The organism is Paenibacillus sp. Marseille-Q4541, assembly GCF_018310695.1.
GTDB lineage: Bacteria > Bacillota > Bacilli > Paenibacillales > Paenibacillaceae > Paenibacillus.
Genome location: NZ_JAGXCY010000024.1, coordinates 38013 through 56966 on the forward strand (window position 1 = coordinate 38013; position 18954 = coordinate 56966).

An 18954-nucleotide genomic window follows, 5' to 3' on the forward strand; every position below is an offset into this window, starting at 1 on the left:
TATTCCTCCATTTATTAATTTATAAGTTAATATAACAACAAATGAGTAACTTTAATACGATTTCATTTTAGCTTCTACCTTTTATAACGTCAACATAAATGTTGTTCAATTAACTTTAGAGTTATATAATAGATGGAATTCTTCCTTTAGAAAGAGGTTTCTCATGAAAATCCCTGTAAATCGCAGCTCCATGCCTATACTAGAGTGTTTCTCTTCTTCTACTCGGGTACATATTATTGAACTATTAAATAAATCACCTCACAGCATCAAGGAATTGGCCGGTTTACTTGGACTGTCTGCAGCTATTACGACCAAACATATTCAGAAGCTGGAGGAAGCAGGTATTGTTTCTACACGTATTCTCAGTGGGACAAGAGGTGCCCCGAAGATATGTACTCTCGCTGTTGAGGAAATTACCCTCCAGCTTCACAAAACCTCGGAACAACCGGTTAAGGAAACCAAATATACAGTAGAAATTCCTGTTGGGCAGTACTCATCCTATGAAGTAAATCCTACATGTGGACTCGCTTCATCACATAAAATCATTGGCCTTGTCGACGATCCGCGTTACTTCTCAGACCCTGAGCGGACAGAGGCAGCCCATCTATGGTTCGGTAGCGGTTATGTGGAATACCGGGTCCCTAATTATCTATATGGAACACAGCATATTACTTCATTGGAATTCGCGTTAGAGTTATGTTCGGAAGCTCCAAAATATAATGAGGACTGGCCATCCGATATCTCATTTTATATAAATGATGTTTGTATTGGCATGTGGACATGCCCGGGTGACTTTGGAAGCAAGCGTGGTGCACTAACCCCTTCCTGGTGGGACTTAGGTACACAAAACGGACTACTCAAGACCTTGTCTGTACGTACAGATGGAACCTATCTGGATGGGGTAAAGCTATCTGATATCTCCTTATCGTCCATTCCTATGAACAAGCGTGAGGATTTCCGTTTTCGTCTTTCCTCTCCTCCGGATGCACGCAATGCGGGTGGAATAAGCCTGTTTGGGAAGAAGTTTGGGAACTATGATCAGGACATCAGAGTAACGGTACATTACGAGGAAGCGTAGGTACTTAGAGAACACGTCAAAAATGAAAGGGAGAGGATCGTAGATCTGATTTCCTTGATGATCTGGTTTTTGCTCGGTTTCCTGATTGACAAAGTTGCCAAAAAAATAAAAGGTCTCTCTTAAGCTCTTCAAGCTTAGGGAGACCTTTTTTATGTTAGATTCATTTTGCAAAGGAGAAAAACAGAGCGAAATCAAAAGAATAACCTTGTATTAAATCCGTGTGACAAAAATGTTAGTCCATTGTAAGAGGAATCGATGTCCCCTATTTTTGGAGCTAGCTATAATGAAAATAAATAAAAAACCTTACAGGGGTGTTCACATTGAAAAAGTATATTTTCGTCTTTCTCCTCGGAATCATTATTATTGCCGGGATCGGAGTTAACATAGGTTATAACAAGATGTCAGATGTAAATAAGGCCATGTTTAACCCGTTTATTGAAGTAGAACATTGGTATGTTCAAGTAGATTCAGCCGGGATCGTTAGTAAATCGGATATGGGACAATATGATTACAAGCTTCCAGCGGTTAATGATAAAAATAAGCGTAAAGATATCGAGTTTACAGGATTGAAGAAATTGCGTGAGGATGCTTTTTTACGAATTAAAGAAAAGTCAGGTTTCGTTATTGGATATGAGGAAGTGAAGGAGACTGAGGTTCCGAGGAGTTTGTTGACAGATTAAGGTAGATAAAATAGTTATATTCCTTATGATTGCGAGCGAAGAGATTGAAGCCTATGTTAGCTACCCCTTCCCAGCACAGCCTCAGCCTGATTTCGCGCTGAGAGTACAAGGCGATTCCATGATTCATGCAGGAATTCTTGATCAGGATATTGTGTTTATGAAATAGGCTTCATGGCCGGAATATAATGGGCAGATTGTTGCTGTCATTATTAATGGCGAGGAAGGGACACTTAAACGGATGAGATGGTCTGAGGATTCGAGTAAATTTACATTATCACCGGAGAATGATGCGTATGATCCATTCGAATTGACCCCGAATGAATTTATGGTGTGCGGTACGTATGTAGGCCATTTTCGGCAATAACCCCCTTGGTATTGAAAGAAGAAGCTCCTCTGGGTGAAGATAAGCTTCTTTTTGATGTGAAAAACATACAGAAAAAGGCCTCTCAACAGTGATTCATTACTGCTGAGAAGCCTCTTTATTGATACAATGCCTTTAACTCATTTTACCTACAACTTTGACTCTAAGTCTGGTCGCATTTTCTGGATGATAGGCAAGTGGCGTTTCTTCCACTTCAACCAGTTCAATCGTCGTTGGGTCGGCTCCTGCCATTACCGCTTGTTTCACTGCTTTTTCCTCTGCATCTTTGAGCGAATCCTCGCGCGGCTCGCGAGAGTAAATATAGATTTGCTCGTACTGTCCGCTGATTTGAGCAATCGATGCACCAATGGCATTCGCGACGCCTCCGTTCTCCGCTTTAATAATGCTGGCAACTCCGCGGATCTGATCCGGAATAATGACACTGCCCCCGCCGACGAGCACGATCTGCACATCTTCGGACGAAGTTTTCATCTTATCAATGGCTTGTTCAATAATCGAAGAAATTTCGGTTTGAACCTGCTTCGCAAAAGCCTCATCAATGTGGCTTACTAGACTCTTGTCACCCATGTCAGCGAGTCCGAGTCGAACCGCAATGTCCGTTGTCGTCAGCGTATTTCCGCCAAAGACAAGCGCTTCTTCTCCGATTTTATAACCTACGCTATCCGGCCCAACCGTAATCTTGCCGTTATCCACGCGAACGATGCTTCCTCCGCCAAGTCCTACTGAGATAATATCCGGCATTCTAAAGTTCGTGCGAATATCTCCTACTTCCACCGCTACAGAAGATTCTCTTGGGAATCCATCCTGCAATACACCGATATCGGAAGTGGTCCCGCCCACATCAATGACCATCGTATCTTTAATATTGGCTAGATAGGATGCACCCCGTATGCTGTTTGTCGGTCCACAGGCAATGGTGAGTATCGGGAAATCTTTAGCATATTCAATCGACATGAGTGTTCCGTCATTTTGACATAAGTACACTTCGGCACCTTTGATCCCCTCTTCTTCTAATGCGTGAACAAATCCTGTCGTGGTCGTCTCAATGACTTTGCATAAAGCCGCATTCAGGATCGTTGCATTCTCGCGCTCAATGAGGCCAACAGAACCGATTAGAGATGAGCAAGAAACCGGATAAGCTTCCCCGTATTCTTCCCAGATCCACTCTCTAACTTTGAGTTCCTGATCATTTTTGATCGATGAGAAAACGCCAATGACCGCAATCGATTCTACTTTATCTCGCCATTCGCCTAGTAGAGTTTTAATCTCCTGTTCGTTGATGTCACCCAGCAATTGACCATCATATTCATATCCGCCATGAGCTAATGCGTAGTTTCCTGATAATTTCTCCACCATGTCTTTTGGCCAAGCTGTATACGGAGGAACGGAAGCGGTAGCTGGGAATCCCAAACGGATTACACCAACTTTGGCTAATTTTTTACGTTCCACGATGGCATTCGTACACTGCGTTGTCCCGAGCATCGCATGGGTAATTTTTGTTTTATCAATATTCGCTTCATGAAGCAGGTTCCGCAGCGAGTTCTCAATCCCTGTTTTAATATCCAGCGTTGTTGGGGATTTCACACTATGGATCAAATGGTTGTGTCCGTCCAAAATAATGGCATCCGTATTCGTACCGCCTACATCAATCCCGATTCTATACATGTTTAGCCACCGCCTTACTCACCAGTTCCTCAATCGGAACGTAATCGTAATCATATCCAAAGTATCTCGGTCCTGCCGTTTCGATTCCTTTTTCGGTTCGCCACTTCGGATGCGCCGGGAGCCCAATGACACGTACACGTTTTCCATATTTCAAACTCTCCGTTGTAACGGGTAATAGCGTTTCATAGTCGACCAGACATATTAAATCCGGCGTCAAGGCTACTACCTGACCATTCTTCTCTGCAAGCAGATTCTCATTCTGAAAATGAACATGCATCTGTTCGTCTTTATTCGTCTCAATGCCTTCTAGGTTCATTTTCCCCAGATTGAAGCCACCTTTGGTTTCCCGGATTACGTCTGTTATCTTTCCTTGAAAGAGCTCATAGCCGGATATCAAGCTCAGCAGTTGCTGAAGCTTATCTTTGGCTTCTCTGTTTTTGGAAGATATGATCTCGCCAATCTGTTCAGATAGGGTCACAATGTTGTGGACACCGCTCTTCTTAATCTGGGCACCCGTCGTTGGATATAGGCTTACTAAAGCACTAGCCCCCATCTCCACCGTAGCTGCCCTTGCAATCCGTTCAGTCCATTTATTATCGATTGTTTCGAAGATACCGATGTTTCCTTTTTCATCTGTGATCGCCATCGGCGCGGCGGAAATGCCGTCCAGGTTAAAAGTCACCATCTGAAGTTCAGGAAATGCTCTACCCATACCATCACAATCAATTAGTGGTAAATCTAGCTGCGCTGCAACAACAATGGGAACCATTGAATTGACTCCCCCCGCTTCCATCGGAAACGTGCCTGTAATTTTTTCTTTGCCCAAATACTTGGCGAGCTTTTGAAATACCTTAACAAACTCGTCCCCTCTAGGGAATTTCTCAACTAAGACGGAAGGTGCACCCATCATGGCAGCAGGAATAAAAAAGTCATCATCTGCAATTTCATCCACGGAATATAATCTTACAGGCCCGTTTTTTTCGATAGCTGAAAGAGCCATGAGTTTACCGATGTAAGGATCTCCCCCACCACCTGTACCTAAAAATGCAGCGCCTACCGCAATATGTTCAATGGCGTCTTTATCTAAATATCTCATCTATTTTCCTCCAATATGACAGTCTTTGAAGCTGAAGCAGTGAATCGGTAGCATACTACATAAATGACAAATGAAATGACGATCCCGATCAATGGCTGATTCGTTACTTGAGGCAAACTTGGGAAGAAGGACATAACGACAGGTATACAAGCAATGACAGAACCGATGAGCCAAGAAAATACACCTAGACGATTAACGCCTTCTGTTTCTTTCCAGCTATTCTTATCCCCTTTGTTCATCACCCAGTAGGAAGCAATCATGACCCCTGCTACAGGCGGAACCATAGCCGAAAATATCGACATCACTGGCGTGAAGTAATTCAAGATACCGACCACTGCGAGTATAGTCCCGATAAGTCCAGCAACACCCACTGCCCATTTTTCTTTATCTTTGGAAACGCGGAATACATTGGTCAAGGCAAATCCACCTGAGATGGCATTGACCATGTTCGTTTTCCATGCCGCCAAGATGAAAACAATCCCGCCGATAAAAGGCGTTGTAATATTCAAAAATACGGCTGCGACATCGTTAGTTTGATAAGCGAGTGTTAAGATAGCCCCTACACTGATCATCAGAACACCAGACGGTATAATTCCGAAAATCGCTGCTTTCCACACATCAGAACGCTTTATCGAAAACTGCGAGTAGTCGCCTGCAATGACGGCCCCCAGGGCAAAAGATCCCATCGTAACTGATAATCCATCCATGAATTTCATCTGCTGGTCAGGCTGGTAGTTCGAAATGAGATCCCAAGAACCCCCAGTGAAAGCTTGAAATAAACCATATATACATATGACGACTAATAATGGCACTGCAATATAACTGAGTACACGCAGTACTTTGATTCCGTACATCGCAGAGATTACCATGACCAAGCCGCTAATTAGAGAAGCAACAGGAACAGGAACCGTCATTCCAAACTCTGTCAACAAATTCGCCAGCGCTTCCCCACATACATTGGCCTGAATCCCAAACCAACCGAGGCATGCAATGGTGAGAATAATAGATAGAATCGTTCGCGAGCCTTTTTTCCCAAACACCTGACCTGCGACCTGAACGGTTGACTTACCTAGGTCCGTGCTTTGAATACCTTGAAGAATCATGATGGCAACGATAATGGAATATCCAACTAAGGTGACAAGTAAAGTCTTAGGTAGGCTCATCCCCGATATGAGCGTGTTTCCTACCAGGAGACCGGGTATGCTGATCATCGCTCCGGCCCAAACAATCGCCAGCGTGAACCAAGACTGGTGCTGTGTTCCTTCTTTTTTCATGAACCCTTCCTCCGATCTCGTAAAGTAGATTTTTCTTATTATAGAAGGAATCATAGGGAGCGTCTTTTGCTAAAATAAAAAAAAGATCCGTAATTTTTGTCTTTTTCGACAAAAGTTACGGACCATGTTATCTATGAATGAGTCGATAAATCATGCAGGCGATGTACACATCGTAAAATTCAGAATTCACCGTTACGTCATACCCAATTAATTCACTGATCTTTTTAATGCGATACTTTACTGTATTCTTATGAACAAACAGCAATTTTCCGCAGTCATCGAAACTGCCTTTAGCATCTAATAGAAAAGTCGTGAGCGTTCTCATCGACATCGGATCATCCAGAATGGGATCAATTACAGACATCCACTCTTCAATAGCTTCTTCTCCTTGTTCACTAAAATCAATAGCCCGCTTCATCGAGCGGATCTCAGCTGCCGTATATAATCTACGCTGTTCATAAATGAGATGGACTTTCTGTCCCACACTGTTCACGAGCTGATACATGCGGCGTACTTCTTGCGTGTTTCTCATTCTAGGGGCGTACACGATTTCAGATATAAATGAGGCAGAATTCGTCGTATCCATATACTCTACGGCAATTTCGTACTCATTGTACTTATAAGAACAATTTCCCAAGAGGACAATAATACAATGGTCGATGGTTTGAATGACCGCCGTTTTGTAATATTTGAACAAATGATCTTGGAGCTCTTCGCGAATCCGTTTCTCTTCCGACAAATCCTGAATATACACTAACCACATCATTTGAATAGCAGAGACATCAATATGGAGAAAATGAGCCAGTCTGCGCATTTTTTCGCTTTCATCATTAATGATCGCTTTTACCAAAGCATATTCGCTGATCTCGTTATGCTTGTCTCCCCACAAATTAATAGCCACCTGGACAACTTCGCTAATTTTATCGATCGTTTTGGTAGGTAATTTCGAATTTTCTTTAATCAGAAATAGATACAGCAATTCCCCGTTTTTTTGATGAATACTTTTGTATTCTACAAAACAGTCTGAATAGGTCTCTGCTTGTCCCTTCGCTCCATTCATCAAGTAAGGCGCATATTCCTCAATAAGATGAGACACGTCTAACGTAGAATTACGAGGCCACATCACTTGGTTCACAATCTCCATATGGGTATTCGTCAGGACAATGTTCGCTTTCAGCCGATCAGATAACAATTTCAGCGTAATTTCCACACTCTGCAAATGTTCAGGCAAAAGAGAAACTTTCTCTAACGATTCATTCACAAAATTATCATTGATCGTTTGATTGTTCAGGACAATCGCTTCCATCACTTCATATATGACTTCGTTATAACGAAGGGAATAATCGTTTTCAGGCATGCAAATGATAATGAAATTTTGGGACTCTGCCAGTTGCAGTACCTCTTCAGCCACTTCCGGAATAATAATTCCTACATAATATAAAATCAGTCCCACTTCTCCAAGATCGATCAGGTATTGGACCGCTTCACACTGTTTTTTCACACTATCTTTAATGGAGAAAAAAGAGCTGATGACAATCTCTTCCGCATACCACTCTTCTTGGATCGTATGGACGATTTGAGATGAAAAATCCGCGTTAGAAACCTCGAGTACGGATAAAGAGGAGACCGTACGTTGAATATTATTATTTCCAGTTAACACCTTTGCTCCTCGGAAGGAGGGCAATTGCAGCATGTCTTTGACGGTTATCCCCATGACTATCACCACTTCTTCTGTGTTTTTCTTATGGTTGTCGTGCCTTTATTATATCTCATTTGATATTGGCAATTCACGCTATGAATTTGGAGCCCATCCTACCTAAAAGAGAAACCAACAAAAAAAACCACTCCTTAATACTTTAAGGAGTGGTCGTTGTATTAATTATAGTTCGTAACAGTGACTGCTTCATAAATCTCAGATCAAATTGACCCAAAATTCACTCCGCTAGGCACATGATTTAGGGCTTGTAAGCCTTACATCATACCGCCCATTCCACCCATGCCGCCCATATCTGGACCTGCAGGAGCTGCTGGTTCTGGTTTGTCAGCGATAACTGCTTCAGTAGTGAGGAACATAGCTGCTACGGAAGCTGCGTTTTGAAGTGCATAACGAGTTACTTTCGCAGGGTCAACGATACCCGCTTCGATCATGTTTACCCATTGACCGTTAGCAGCATTGTAACCTACGCCAACTTCTTCGCGTTTCAGACGATCCACGATAACGGAACCTTCTTCACCAGCGTTAGCAGCAATCGTACGGATTGGAGCTTCCAGTGCGCGCAGAACAATGTTTACACCTGTTTGCTCGTCACCTTCGAGCTTCTCAGCTACTGCAGCTACAGCGCCGTATACGTTCACGAGAGCTGTACCACCACCGGATACGATACCTTCTTCAACTGCAGCACGAGTTGCGTTCAGCGCATCTTCGATACGAAGTTTACGTTCTTTCAGCTCAGTTTCTGTTGCTGCACCTACTTTGATAACAGCTACGCCGCCAGCAAGTTTAGCAAGACGCTCTTGCAATTTCTCTTTATCGAACTCGGAAGTTGTTTCTTCCAGTTGGGAACGAATTTGTTTCACACGAGCATCGATGTCTTCTTTGCTTCCAGCACCGTCAACGATGATTGTGTTTTCTTTAGTTACACGTACTTGACGAGCAGTACCGAGTTGATCAATAGAAGCGGATTTCAGATCAAGTCCGAGTTCCTCAGTGATCACTTGGCCACCAGTCAAAGCAGCGATATCTTGCAGCATTGCTTTACGACGGTCACCAAATCCAGGAGCTTTAACAGCTACTGCATTGAATGTTCCGCGCAGTTTGTTCACGATCAGCATAGCTTGCGCTTCGCCTTCGATATCTTCAGCGATCAACAGAAGCGGTTTGCTTTGTTGAACGATTTTTTCAAGAACAGGCAAGATTTCTTGCGTGTTTGTAATTTTTTTATCAGTGATCAGAATGTATGGGTTGTCAAGGACAGCTTCCATTTTATCTGTATCAGTGATCATGTATGGAGAAATGTATCCGCGGTCGAACTGCATACCTTCAACCACTTCAAGTTCTGTTTCAAAACCACGGGATTCTTCAACAGTGATAACACCGTCGTTACCCACTTTTTCCATAGCTTCAGCGATCAATTCGCCTACTTCTTCGTCAGCTGCGGAAATAGCAGCAACTTGTGCGATGGATTGTTTGTTCTCAACAGGTTTGGAGATGCTGCGCAGTTCTTCTACTGCTGCACGAACCGCTTTGTCGATCCCTTTACGGATACCGATTGGGCTTGCACCTGCAGTTACGTTTTTCAAACCTTCCGTAATGAGGGCTTGTGCAAGAACTGTTGCCGTTGTTGTACCGTCACCAGCTACATCATTTGTTTTTGTCGCTACTTCTTTAACAAGCTGAGCACCCATGTTCTCGAATGCATCTTCAAGTTCAATTTCTTTAGCGATCGTTACACCGTCATTCGTGATGAGCGGGCTACCAAATTTTTTCTCAAGAACAACGTTACGTCCTTTTGGTCCAAGTGTTACTTTCACTGCATTTGCCAAAGCGTCCACACCACGAAGCATGGAACGACGAGCGTCTTCACTGAATTTAATATCTTTAGCCATGGTGATAAAACCTCCTAATAAATTATGAAATCTACGCTTCGATTCATATATTCAAGCTCTTCACGTATGAAGATTAACCCAAGATTGCGTGAATGTCGCTTTCCTTCATAATCAAATATTCTTTACCTTCGTATTTAAGCTCTGTTCCAGCGTATTTGGAGAAAATAACGCGGTCTCCTTCTTTCACTTCCAAAGGAACACGAACGCCATCTTTTAAGCTTCCAGCGCCAACAGCGATAATTTTACCCTCTTGCGGTTTTTCTTTAGCAGAGTCCGGAAGTACAATTCCGAAAGCTGTTGTTTCTTCTTGTTCGATCGGTTCTACCAATACGCGTTCACCTAAAGGTCTGATCATGAAAAATAGCCTCCTTAATTAAGTAAATTACCTATCTTACGGTTGTTGCACTCATGTATTAGCACTCGACAGTCGTCAGTGCTAACAACCAATTTCATGATACTGAAATTAGAAGATGATTTCAAGTCCTTTTCACGATTTTAAAGGAACTTTTGTGTAAGTCTTTGAAGCCATCTTCCATTCTATCCAATCCTTTGTAAATTATGCTCGTCCTAAGCTTGCTCTCCTGTGTCCACCTTAACATACCTGGATTCGAATTCCTCGGCCTCCGCGAGCTGCTTACGATAAACAACGGAAGACAAAAAGACGCTGAACTCATATAGAAGGATTAAAGGAATAGTAACCAAAATATCGGATATAAAATCAGGCGGGGTTACAAATACGGCGATAAAAACAAGTACAAAATAGGAGACACGGCGCATCTTGCGTAGGCGCAGCGGATTGAGTATTCGTAGTTTGGTCAGGAACATAACGACCACTGGCAGTTCAAACAAAAGCGATACTGGCAAGATTAAATTAAACATAAACGTAAAATATTGTGCTAGCCCGTAAGTTTCAACAAGGCCTAGCTTCTGATTGATGCTGCTTGTAAAAGAGGTTGCCATCGGGAGCAATATTTTATATGAAAAAGCGATCCCGAGTAAAAATAGCAAAAATACAAACGGTATGTAGCGCAGTGTTGCTTTTTGTTCATTCGGCTTCAGACCCGGACTCACAAACTTCCAAATCTGATACGCGGTAAAAGGTAATGTAATGACAAGGGAAAAAACAAGCGCAATTTTCATGTACATCCCAAGTCCATCCCACAGCGTAAGTGCATGAAGCTCAATACCCGGGAGAGGCCCGTGTAACGTCAAATATTTGTAGATCGGATCACTGATGAATAGACCACCAATCAGTCCCAGTACAAGTACCACCAGCACAGCGACAAGACGTCTTCGAAGCTCCCCTAGATGATGTACCAGCGTCATACCTTCTTCATGTTCAGACATCTCTACACTCCCTCTCTGCTATACCAAGGTAGAAGAAAAAACAAAACCCTTCTTAAAAGAAGGGATCATAATCTTACTTGAACAACCAAAAGGCACTTCATATGCACCTCAATCGGTGCTAGCTCAAGACATATAAAATTACTCCGGCAGGCGCTTGTCCTCTGTTTTCTGAACAGTCACCTCTTCAGCCGGTTTCACTTCGTTTGTAGAAGATTGCTTACGGGATGAAGGTTCATCCGACATAATCTCTTGTGCACCATTCTTAAATTCACGAAACGTTCTTCCGACAGCTCGTCCCAGTTCAGGAAGCTTGTTCGGTCCAAATAACAACAAGGCAACAATAACAAGCAGAATAAATCCAGTTCCTCCAATATTAGGCACGTTTACTCCTCCTTCTTGTTGTACTTCATGTATGTATGAATGTACATACGATTACACATCCATAATAATCCATCTACATGAAATCATACCACAAATGTAATCACATACATAGTCTGTATTAACAAGAAAATGGAAAGAAGGAAATGATTCCTACTTACTGTCTAAATTGTCCTGTTACCATTAGAAGAGCCTCTGGAAGCTGATCCATAATGGCTGCAAGGTTCTCATGAACTCCCTTTGGCGTACCAGGAAGATTGACGATCAGCGTCCTTCCGCGAATGCCGCAAATTCCTCTAAATAACATGGCTCCCCGGTTCTTCTGCAGTACTGTCATACGCATTGCTTCCGCCATACCAGGTACTTCACGGTCAATGACTCTCCGCGTTGCCTCTGGGGTAACATCCCTGATCGCAAGCTCTGTCCCACCTGTCGTAAGTACGAGGTCAGCATGAAAATAATCGGTCATTTCGATAAGCGCAGCAATAATCTCGTCAGGTTCATCCGGTACGATGCGGTATTCAATAATCTCTCCGCCCAGTTCTTCTTCGACAAGTTCACGGATGACCTGCGCACTCGTGTCTTCCCGCTCTCCTCTCGCTCCCTTATCACTTGCTGTAAGGATCGCTGTTTTCCACAACATAAGATCACCCATCCCTCTATTTGGATTTATAATCTCCATTTTTTCCGCCCGTTTTTGATGTGAGCTGTGTTGGACCTATGACCATATCTTTCTGCAAAGACTTACACATGTCATAGATTGTTAGTGCAGCTGCCGATGCAGCCGTAAGAGCTTCCATCTCTACCCCTGTTTTTCCTTCTGTCTTGACGGACACTTCAATATACAGCTCACGTTCTCCATTGTCTGCAAAAGAAATGTTCACTCCGGTAAGTGGCAGCGGATGACACATCGGAATCCAGTCCGACGTACGCTTCGCTGCCTGAATTCCTGCAACTTGGGCAACCGCCAGTACATCTCCTTTGCCAACGGTTCCAGCCTTGATTGCCTGAAGAGTTGCCTCTTCCATCGTAATCATCGATTCTGCGACGGCTGTACGAACGGTGATCGGCTTATCGGAGATATCCACCATCTTAGCACGTCCCTGCTCATTGAAATGAGTCAGTTCAGGTACAGCCTGTCCGTTCTGTGACTTCGCGTCCATGTTCCATCACGTTCCTTTATTCAATATGTAAGACACCACTCTCCGTAAAGAGAAGGTTTAGTCTAAAATCCTGAGACTCCATCGGAATTTCATGCGGCTGAAGAAGTTGCCCCGGAAGAACAAGTCCCGCATATATCGGCGGTGTTGCAACTTGACCTTGCTTCACTTGGCGCTGGATTTCTATATCAATCAGTTCGGCAAAGCGGTCATAATACCCTCCACCGTATCCAATTCTTCCTCCGTGCAGATCATAAGCAAGACCCGGTACAATAACAAGATCAATCTCAAGCCATTTCTCTACCGGGTACACCGAGGTATGTTCAGCAGGCTCAGGAATATTCCATCTTCCCGGCTCTACATCTTCCCTCTTCTTGATCTCCCTAAGTTCCATAAGTGGCGAATCCCCCCTTACCTTGGGAATAAGCACTATGTCCCCTTGGGCCAGCGCCTCCGCCAGTAATATAGACGTATCCGCTTCACTTCGAAAAGTCATATATAGAAAAAGAATCAGCTTCCTCTGTCCCAGTTCACTGCGCAGACGGTTCATCTCCTGAATAGCATGTTCACAGGCCTTTCGAGAGACTTCTGTACGTCTGTCAGGAGGTATGTCTTCCCTAAGTTCATGCATTCTGGATCGAAGCTGCTTCTTTAACTGAAGCTTGTCCGGATGTTCCTCCATCCATTCTCACCCTCCGTTTCCATCCCGCAGTGCGAAAATGTACTTCCACTATCTTTTCATTTATATAGTTCGTCAATTGACGTTAGTTTGCATGTCTTGAAATTTCGGTATTATTCTTTATTAAGTTTATCACCTATTTCATGAAAAGACTATAAGAGAGAGAAAGTTCAAAACCTTTTCATAAGGGACTTGCGGGGAACTTCTCTTTTAACTTGTTCTAGGCGGTGCAAAGCCTCTCTTTTTCATGTAAACTAGGACTAGTTTATTGCTTTGGAGACAGGAGGAAACATCATGCTTTTTCAAGCATCCGGAATTATAAAAAGATATGGCATTGACAGCATTCTTGAAGGTGTCAGCCTACAGATATTGGAACGTGAACGTATTGGACTCGTTGGGGTAAACGGCGCAGGTAAATCCACCCTTCTGAAAATTCTAGCAGGTGAGATGTCCTATGACGGAGGTCAAATTTTCAAGGCCAAAGAAACGACACTCGGATATTTGGCACAGAACAGTGGACTGGAGTCCGATGGAACCATCTGGGAAGAGATGCTAAAGGTATTTGCTCACCTTACGGAAACAGAAGCAGAACTGAGACAGATGGAGCAGCGAATTGCAGATCCGAAAGAAATGAACGATGAGAAAAAATATGCCGACCTGCTGGAGCGTTATGCCGTGCGTTCGGACTGGTTCAAGGATCATGGCGGCTACGAGATCGAAACTCGTATTCGCAGCGTCCTTCATGGGATGGGATTTGGTCAGTTCCCTACAGACACGAAGATTTCGACACTAAGCGGAGGACAGAAAACGAGGCTTGCTCTTGCTCGTATCCTCCTCCAAGCACCAGATCTACTCATGCTGGATGAGCCGACGAACCATTTGGATATTGAAACACTCACTTGGCTTGAGGATTATCTTCGTGGTTACTCCGGCGCTCTGTTAGTTGTGTCTCATGACCGATATTTCCTTGACCGGCTCGTAACCGGCATCGTCGAAATTGAACGTCATCGTTCACGTAAATATACAGGCAATTACAGCCGTTATATGGAGCTGAAAGCAGCCGAATACGAAGCCCAGATGAAACAATATGAGAAGCAGCAGGATGAAATCTCCAAGCTGGAAGATTTTATTCAGCGCAATATCGTTCGAGCTTCTACTACGAAACGTGCACAAAGCCGGCGCAAGGCACTTGAGAAAATGGATGTCATGGATCGGCCGCAAGGAGACCTCAAGAAAGCTCATTTTTCTTTTGATATTGCCTATATGTCTGGAAAAGAAGTACTCCATGTACGCGACTTATCTGTCGCTTTTGACAAGGAAAGTGAACCTCTATTCCAACATGCGGATCTGGATCTCCGTAGAGGCGAGACGGTTGCCCTGATTGGACCAAACGGAATTGGAAAATCCACTTTGTTAAAATGCCTAACAGGTCAGATGACTCCTCGTACAGGAAGAATGGATTGGGGTACCAAGATTAAACTTGGCTACTACGATCAGGAGCAGACGGCATTAAATGATAAAAACACGGTACTCGAAGAATTGTGGAGTGAATATCCACATATGGAAGAGGCACGTATCCGTACTGTCCTAGGTAATTTCCTATTCAGCGGGGACGATGTTCAAAAGCGGATCAGCGCACTTAGCGGCGGTGAAAAAGCTCGTGTATCTCTGGCCAAACTTATGCTTCAGGAATCCAACGTACTTATTCTGGATGAGCCTACCAACCACTTGGACTTATTCAGTAAAGAAGTGCTGGAATCTGCGCTCATCGATTATGAAGGCACTCTGCTCTTCATTTCACATGACCGTTACTTCCTGAACAAGATGGCAGAACGCATTGTCGAACTGCATCCAGAAGGAACACAGCATTTCCTAGGAAATTATGATGATTATGTGCAGAAAAAGCTGGAGCTTGAAGAAATAGAGCAGGAACGCCAGGAACTGAGGGCAGCGACTACGAAACAGAGTGCACAAGCATCTCCGCCTGCTGAGAAGTCTGGAGCCGATCTTTTTCAAGCAGAGAAGCAGGCAAAGCGGGAAGAGCGGAACAGGCAGCGTAGATTGGAGAGTCTTGAAGAGCAAATCGCTGACCTCGAGACGAAGATCGAAGATCAACAAGCTGAAATGGCTAAGCCTGAGATTTATCAAGATTACATGAAACTACAAGAGATTCAGCAATCGATCGAAACTTTGAAGAATAAGCTTAGTGAAGTGTATGCTGAATGGGAAGAACTAGCCGAATAAAGGCTAAAACTTTTATCTAAATAAAAAATAATTACATTTAAAAGAAGTAATTAACAGTTTTATCCACAGAAAAAGTGGATAATCTATCCATCTAAACAGCCCATTGGGCTGTTTTTTTGGCTTAATAAAGCCATTTTCATCATAAATCCAATTTTATCCACCAAACTATCCACATTATCCACAATTTACCTACTTAAAGGATGTTAAGAATTCCAGCCATTTTCATTCATTTGCAAAAGCGTAATTTTGCTCACTTTTCTGTAATTATCCCCATTTTCTTCCGGATATGTGGATAACTTTGTTAACATCTTGACATATTTTCCATCCTATGCCTTCTTACTTGGTTCACAATTCCATTGAATAAATAAAAAAGCCGATCATCTTTTAAAAAGATGTCGACTTTATGTTTCAATAAATAAGTTACTAGTCTACTCTATTCCACTGACCAATTCTCCAAAGATAATCCTGGCTCTGCTTGAAGCTTCAGATCAGAGAACACGCCTCGTTCCCATTTCAGGTAAGCCGCTGCTCCAATCATCGCCGCATTGTCCGTGCAATACTCCATAGGTGGAATGAGAAGCTTGATGTTCTCTTTCGCACAACGTTCTTCAAGTGCCTTGCGTAACCCACGGTTAGCGGCAACACCTCCGCTTAGCAGGAGCTGTTTGGAACCATATGCGCGTACAGCGCGTACCGCTTTTTCCACAAGAACCTCAACCACCGATTCCTGAAAACCGCGTGCCACACTGCTACGATCAAGTTCTTTACCTTTCATGGAGGCCTGATTCACAATATTGAGCACCGCGGATTTAAGACCGCTGAAGCTGAAATCATAAGAATCCGGTTCAAGCCATACTCTTGGAAGTGGTGTGACTGCTTCTGCCTCATGCGCCATCCGGTCCACATGCGGTCCTCCTGGATAAGGACAACCCAGTGCTCGTGCCACTTTATCATAAGCTTCACCCACTGCATCATCCCGCGTACGGCCAATCACTTGAAACTTTCCTTCCGAGGGCATATGAGTAAGCTCCGTATGTCCACCAGAGACAACCAGCGCCATGGCCGGGTACTCCAGCTCTTCCACAAGACGGTTCGCATAAATATGTCCAGCAATATGGTGCGTTCCGATCAGCGGTTTATCGAGTGCCATCGCAAGCGTTTTGGCTGCAACGATACCCACGAGCAAAGCACCGACAAGTCCAGGTCCCTGCGTCACCGCAATGGCTGAAAGATCCTTCGGCTTAATTCCCGACGCTTCGATCGCCTGCTCCATGATCAGAGTGATAACCTCAACATGCTTTCGGGAAGCAACTTCTGGCACAACTCCACCAAAAGCTTTATGTGTCTCGATTTGACTGGAAATCAAATTTACCAGTACTTCGCGTCCGTCTTTGATGACGGAAACGGATGTTTCATCACAGCTTGTCTCAACAGCGAGAATATAACTTGTATTTTGTAAGGACGATTGTGTCATGAATCTCTTAGACTTCCTTCCTCTGTTCCTTCCATACCGAGGTTCGCGCTCGCAGGCAAATCTGCCCACATAATCATCGCGTCTTCATTATTGTCTGAATAATAACCTTTGCGTAGTCCGGAAGGTCTGAATCCTTTTTTCTCATACAACCCTTGTGCTACCGTGTTCGAGACTCTCACTTCCAGCGTCATTCTTGTCATACCAACATAGGCTGCAGTCTTCATTAGTTCTGTGAGCAGCTTCTCTCCGAGCTTTCTCCCACGGTAGGCTTCTAGTACAGCAATATTCGTAATATGGGCCTCATCTACAATCGTCCACATTCCTGCATACCCAATGGGTTTACCGTCTAGTTCCATAATCATATATTTAGCAAAATGGTTATGTGTAAGTTCGTTCACGAACGCACTTTCCGTCCATGGTAATGTGAAACATTCTTGTTCAATGATAAGGACATCCGGTATATCTTGAAGCGTCATCATCCGGAATACGAGATGCCCCTTTTCTTGCTTACTATCCATGCAGCTCTACGACTCCTTTCATTTACGTAGAAGATTCGCTTCCGCTTCCGCAAGTTGGGTGTAGTTCGGCAGTAATGTATGCACATCATTCTGCTCTCCTTGCAGCAATCTAGCTGCTCCCAGCTTACCTACATAACGCCCTTCCATCTCATAAGAAAGAAGATGGACCTCAACTTCAGGCTGCATCGTCTGAAGTTTCTCGAGCGTTTGTCTATGCGGTTCTACATCTCCCACGAAAAGTATTCCGCTTGGCGCTGATGAAGAATCTAGTTCACTTAGCAGCGAAGCGATAGCATCTACCCAGCCATCCACAAGTCGGATCGCATCGGGTTCCATCCGGTGCAGTGCTGAATTTGGACCGTCCCCTTCAAAGAGAGCGGTGTATGCCTGACCTCTCCGTGCATCCATCAATGGTACGACCCAGTAGCGGTTTCCGTTATCTTCTACTGATCTAGCCTGTCCTACTGCCGGCTCTTTATCGCTCACATAAGAGCTGAGCCCGCCCATAGCAAGAGCAGCAAGACTCGATACGGCAGTTACGGGCACATCCCATGCCCATGCTAGTGTTTTAGCAGCCGTCACCGCAATGCGGACCCCCGTATATGATCCGGGACCGATGCCGACAGCGATACCTGCAATATCTTCTTTTGTAATTTGATTATTCTCCATCAGATCCTTCAAAGCCTGCACGACGTGCACTGCATGATTCCGATCTGCTCTTGTATTGCTTTCAGCCACGAGTGATTCCTCTGACATGACCGCTGCGGCTAGCACAGCCGTCGATGTATCCAACGCCAAAAACCGCTGACGCGGCTTATGTTCTTCGTTCATCCCATATCGACTCCACTTCTGCTTAATTCCTGACACCATGCAGCATAGGGTGCTCCATAACCGTCCAAACGAATAACACGTTCTTCGGCTCCCGTAACCTCCATCTGAATATGCAGATGAGCTTCTGGAAGCAGCTCAGGGATAATGCTGGACCATTCAACCAGACTCACGCCATCCCCATAGAAATATTCATCAAGGCCCAGTCCTTCCGCTTCATCCAGTGAAATGCGGTACACATCCATGTGATATAGTGCAAGTCTTCCTTTATATTCCTTAATCAGAGTAAAAGTAGGGCTGTTCACAACCCCTTCCACGCCGAGGTGCTTCGCGAAACTTTGGGAAAATGCCGTCTTTCCGGCACCTAAATCTCCATCAAGTGCGATCACTGTACCCGGAATCGCAATTTTCGCAATCATTGCTGCGAGTTTGTCCGTGTCTTGTACACCTCTAGAGTGAAAAACCCATTCCTGATGCTCTTGTGTCAATGTACTAACCTTCTTTCGGTCCGTTATCCTAAAGGCAACGATAACAAAATACTTCAT

The 18954-nt window shown here is 44.1% G+C and carries 18 protein-coding genes and 1 pseudogene; 4 read left to right on the forward strand and 15 right to left on the reverse strand.

Annotated features, from left to right (window positions below; translation table 11 throughout):
* Positions 1–163 precede the first annotated feature (163 nt).
* The 3 genes and pseudogenes from KFT32_RS19710 (at position 164) to KFT32_RS27295 (ending at position 2122) form a co-directional block, all read left to right on the forward strand.
* Positions 164–1078 (forward strand): ArsR/SmtB family transcription factor, encoded by a 915-nt coding sequence (locus KFT32_RS19710; protein WP_211749099.1) that lies wholly within the window; start codon positions 164–166, stop codon positions 1076–1078.
* 320 nt (positions 1079–1398) lie between these two features.
* A complete protein-coding gene (locus tag KFT32_RS19715) occupies positions 1399–1758 on the forward strand; it encodes a YxeA family protein (RefSeq protein ID WP_211749101.1) in 360 nt (119 codons plus the stop codon).
* Positions 1759–1783: 25 nt separating this feature from the next.
* Positions 1784–2122 (forward strand): annotated as a pseudogene (locus KFT32_RS27295) (LexA family protein).
* Between the two features lie 132 nt (positions 2123–2254).
* Here KFT32_RS27295 and KFT32_RS19720 read toward each other — a convergent pair.
* The 11 genes from KFT32_RS19720 to KFT32_RS19770 all read right to left on the reverse strand — a co-directional run bounded on the left by KFT32_RS19720 (position 2255) and on the right by KFT32_RS19770 (position 13348).
* Entirely contained in the window at positions 2255–3805 is a 1551-nt protein-coding gene (locus tag KFT32_RS19720; protein WP_211749102.1) for a hydantoinase/oxoprolinase N-terminal domain-containing protein, read from the reverse strand.
* Positions 3798–4901, reverse strand: a complete 1104-nt coding sequence (locus KFT32_RS19725; RefSeq protein ID WP_211749104.1) for a DUF917 domain-containing protein — start codon at positions 4899–4901, stop codon at positions 3798–3800. The genes KFT32_RS19720 and KFT32_RS19725 overlap by 8 nt, the downstream gene beginning before the upstream one ends.
* Positions 4898–6175, reverse strand: a complete 1278-nt coding sequence (locus tag KFT32_RS19730; RefSeq protein WP_211749106.1) for a cytosine permease — start codon at positions 6173–6175, stop codon at positions 4898–4900. Before KFT32_RS19730 ends, KFT32_RS19725 begins: the two co-directional genes overlap by 4 nt.
* Before the next feature lie 127 nt (positions 6176–6302).
* Entirely contained in the window at positions 6303–7889 is a 1587-nt protein-coding gene (locus KFT32_RS19735) for a PucR family transcriptional regulator (RefSeq protein WP_249436001.1), read from the reverse strand.
* Positions 7890–8146: 257 nt separating this feature from the next.
* Entirely contained in the window at positions 8147–9781 is a 1635-nt protein-coding gene (groL, locus tag KFT32_RS19740; protein WP_211749110.1) for a chaperonin GroEL, read from the reverse strand.
* A gap of 73 nt (positions 9782–9854) precedes the next feature.
* A complete protein-coding gene (groES, locus tag KFT32_RS19745; RefSeq protein WP_211749112.1) occupies positions 9855–10136 on the reverse strand; it encodes a co-chaperone GroES in 282 nt (93 codons plus the stop codon).
* 212 nt (positions 10137–10348) lie between these two features.
* Complete coding sequence (gene tatC, locus KFT32_RS19750; protein ID WP_211749120.1) at positions 10349–11128, reverse strand: twin-arginine translocase subunit TatC; 780 nt, start codon at positions 11126–11128, stop codon at positions 10349–10351.
* A 138-nt stretch (positions 11129–11266) separates the two neighbouring features.
* Complete coding sequence (gene tatA, locus KFT32_RS19755) at positions 11267–11509, reverse strand: twin-arginine translocase TatA/TatE family subunit (protein ID WP_211749122.1); 243 nt, start codon at positions 11507–11509, stop codon at positions 11267–11269.
* A gap of 154 nt (positions 11510–11663) precedes the next feature.
* The gene (locus tag KFT32_RS19760; RefSeq protein ID WP_160032308.1) at positions 11664–12149 is read right to left on the reverse strand and encodes a MogA/MoaB family molybdenum cofactor biosynthesis protein; all 486 of its coding nucleotides are present in this window, start codon (positions 12147–12149) and stop codon (positions 11664–11666) included.
* Between the two features lie 16 nt (positions 12150–12165).
* Positions 12166–12669 (reverse strand): cyclic pyranopterin monophosphate synthase MoaC, encoded by a 504-nt coding sequence (gene moaC, locus KFT32_RS19765; RefSeq protein WP_211749124.1) that lies wholly within the window; start codon positions 12667–12669, stop codon positions 12166–12168.
* 16 nt (positions 12670–12685) lie between these two features.
* Complete coding sequence (locus KFT32_RS19770) at positions 12686–13348, reverse strand: 5-formyltetrahydrofolate cyclo-ligase (protein ID WP_211749126.1); 663 nt, start codon at positions 13346–13348, stop codon at positions 12686–12688.
* A gap of 291 nt (positions 13349–13639) precedes the next feature.
* Here KFT32_RS19770 and KFT32_RS19775 point away from each other — a divergent pair, with 291 nt between their 5' ends.
* Entirely contained in the window at positions 13640–15589 is a 1950-nt protein-coding gene (locus tag KFT32_RS19775; protein WP_211749128.1) for an ABC-F family ATP-binding cassette domain-containing protein, read from the forward strand.
* 433 nt (positions 15590–16022) lie between these two features.
* Here the strand turns inward: KFT32_RS19775 and tsaD are convergent, their stop codons facing one another.
* Genes tsaD through tsaE form a run of 4 tightly spaced genes read right to left on the reverse strand, consistent with a single transcriptional unit; the run spans position 16023 to position 18897 of the window.
* Positions 16023–17063 carry a tRNA (adenosine(37)-N6)-threonylcarbamoyltransferase complex transferase subunit TsaD gene (tsaD, locus tag KFT32_RS19780; RefSeq protein WP_211749130.1) on the reverse strand — a complete coding sequence of 347 codons (1041 nt, stop codon included), beginning with the start codon at positions 17061–17063 and terminating at the stop codon, positions 16023–16025.
* Positions 17060–17581, reverse strand: coding sequence for a ribosomal protein S18-alanine N-acetyltransferase (rimI, locus tag KFT32_RS19785; RefSeq protein WP_211749140.1), 522 nt, complete (start codon positions 17579–17581; stop codon positions 17060–17062). The genes tsaD and rimI overlap by 4 nt, the downstream gene beginning before the upstream one ends.
* A gap of 18 nt (positions 17582–17599) precedes the next feature.
* Positions 17600–18412 (reverse strand): tRNA (adenosine(37)-N6)-threonylcarbamoyltransferase complex dimerization subunit type 1 TsaB, encoded by an 813-nt coding sequence (gene tsaB, locus KFT32_RS19790; protein WP_211749148.1) that lies wholly within the window; start codon positions 18410–18412, stop codon positions 17600–17602.
* On the reverse strand, positions 18409–18897 hold the full coding sequence (gene tsaE, locus KFT32_RS19795) for a tRNA (adenosine(37)-N6)-threonylcarbamoyltransferase complex ATPase subunit type 1 TsaE (RefSeq protein ID WP_283246452.1): 489 nt from the start codon (positions 18895–18897) through the stop codon (positions 18409–18411). The genes tsaB and tsaE overlap by 4 nt, the downstream gene beginning before the upstream one ends.
* Positions 18898–18954 lie beyond the last annotated feature (57 nt).

What these genes read in the sequence shown, in the direction of transcription:
- KFT32_RS19710 (WP_211749099.1), top strand. Translation starts at nt 164, where the DNA reads ATGAAAATCCCTGTAAATCGCAGCTCCATGCCTATACTAGAGTGTTTC.
- tsaB (WP_211749148.1), bottom strand. Translation starts at nt 18,412, where the DNA reads ATGAACGAAGAACATAAGCCGCGTCAGCGGTTTTTGGCGTTGGATACA.
- KFT32_RS19760 (WP_160032308.1), bottom strand. Translation starts at nt 12,149, where the DNA reads ATGTTGTGGAAAACAGCGATCCTTACAGCAAGTGATAAGGGAGCGAGA.
- tatC (WP_211749120.1), bottom strand. Translation starts at nt 11,128, where the DNA reads ATGTCTGAACATGAAGAAGGTATGACGCTGGTACATCATCTAGGGGAG.
- KFT32_RS19775 (WP_211749128.1), top strand. Translation starts at nt 13,640, where the DNA reads ATGCTTTTTCAAGCATCCGGAATTATAAAAAGATATGGCATTGACAGC.
- KFT32_RS19725 (WP_211749104.1), bottom strand. Translation starts at nt 4,901, where the DNA reads ATGAGATATTTAGATAAAGACGCCATTGAACATATTGCGGTAGGCGCT.
- moaC (WP_211749124.1), bottom strand. Translation starts at nt 12,669, where the DNA reads ATGGACGCGAAGTCACAGAACGGACAGGCTGTACCTGAACTGACTCAT.
- KFT32_RS19720 (WP_211749102.1), bottom strand. Translation starts at nt 3,805, where the DNA reads ATGTATAGAATCGGGATTGATGTAGGCGGTACGAATACGGATGCCATT.
- tsaD (WP_211749130.1), bottom strand. Translation starts at nt 17,063, where the DNA reads ATGACACAATCGTCCTTACAAAATACAAGTTATATTCTCGCTGTTGAG.
- KFT32_RS19730 (WP_211749106.1), bottom strand. Translation starts at nt 6,175, where the DNA reads ATGAAAAAAGAAGGAACACAGCACCAGTCTTGGTTCACGCTGGCGATT.
- rimI (WP_211749140.1), bottom strand. Translation starts at nt 17,581, where the DNA reads ATGGATAGTAAGCAAGAAAAGGGGCATCTCGTATTCCGGATGATGACG.
- KFT32_RS19735 (WP_249436001.1), bottom strand. Translation starts at nt 7,889, where the DNA reads ATGGGGATAACCGTCAAAGACATGCTGCAATTGCCCTCCTTCCGAGGA.
- groES (WP_211749112.1), bottom strand. Translation starts at nt 10,136, where the DNA reads ATGATCAGACCTTTAGGTGAACGCGTATTGGTAGAACCGATCGAACAA.
- KFT32_RS19770 (WP_211749126.1), bottom strand. Translation starts at nt 13,348, where the DNA reads ATGGAGGAACATCCGGACAAGCTTCAGTTAAAGAAGCAGCTTCGATCC.
- groL (WP_211749110.1), bottom strand. Translation starts at nt 9,781, where the DNA reads ATGGCTAAAGATATTAAATTCAGTGAAGACGCTCGTCGTTCCATGCTT.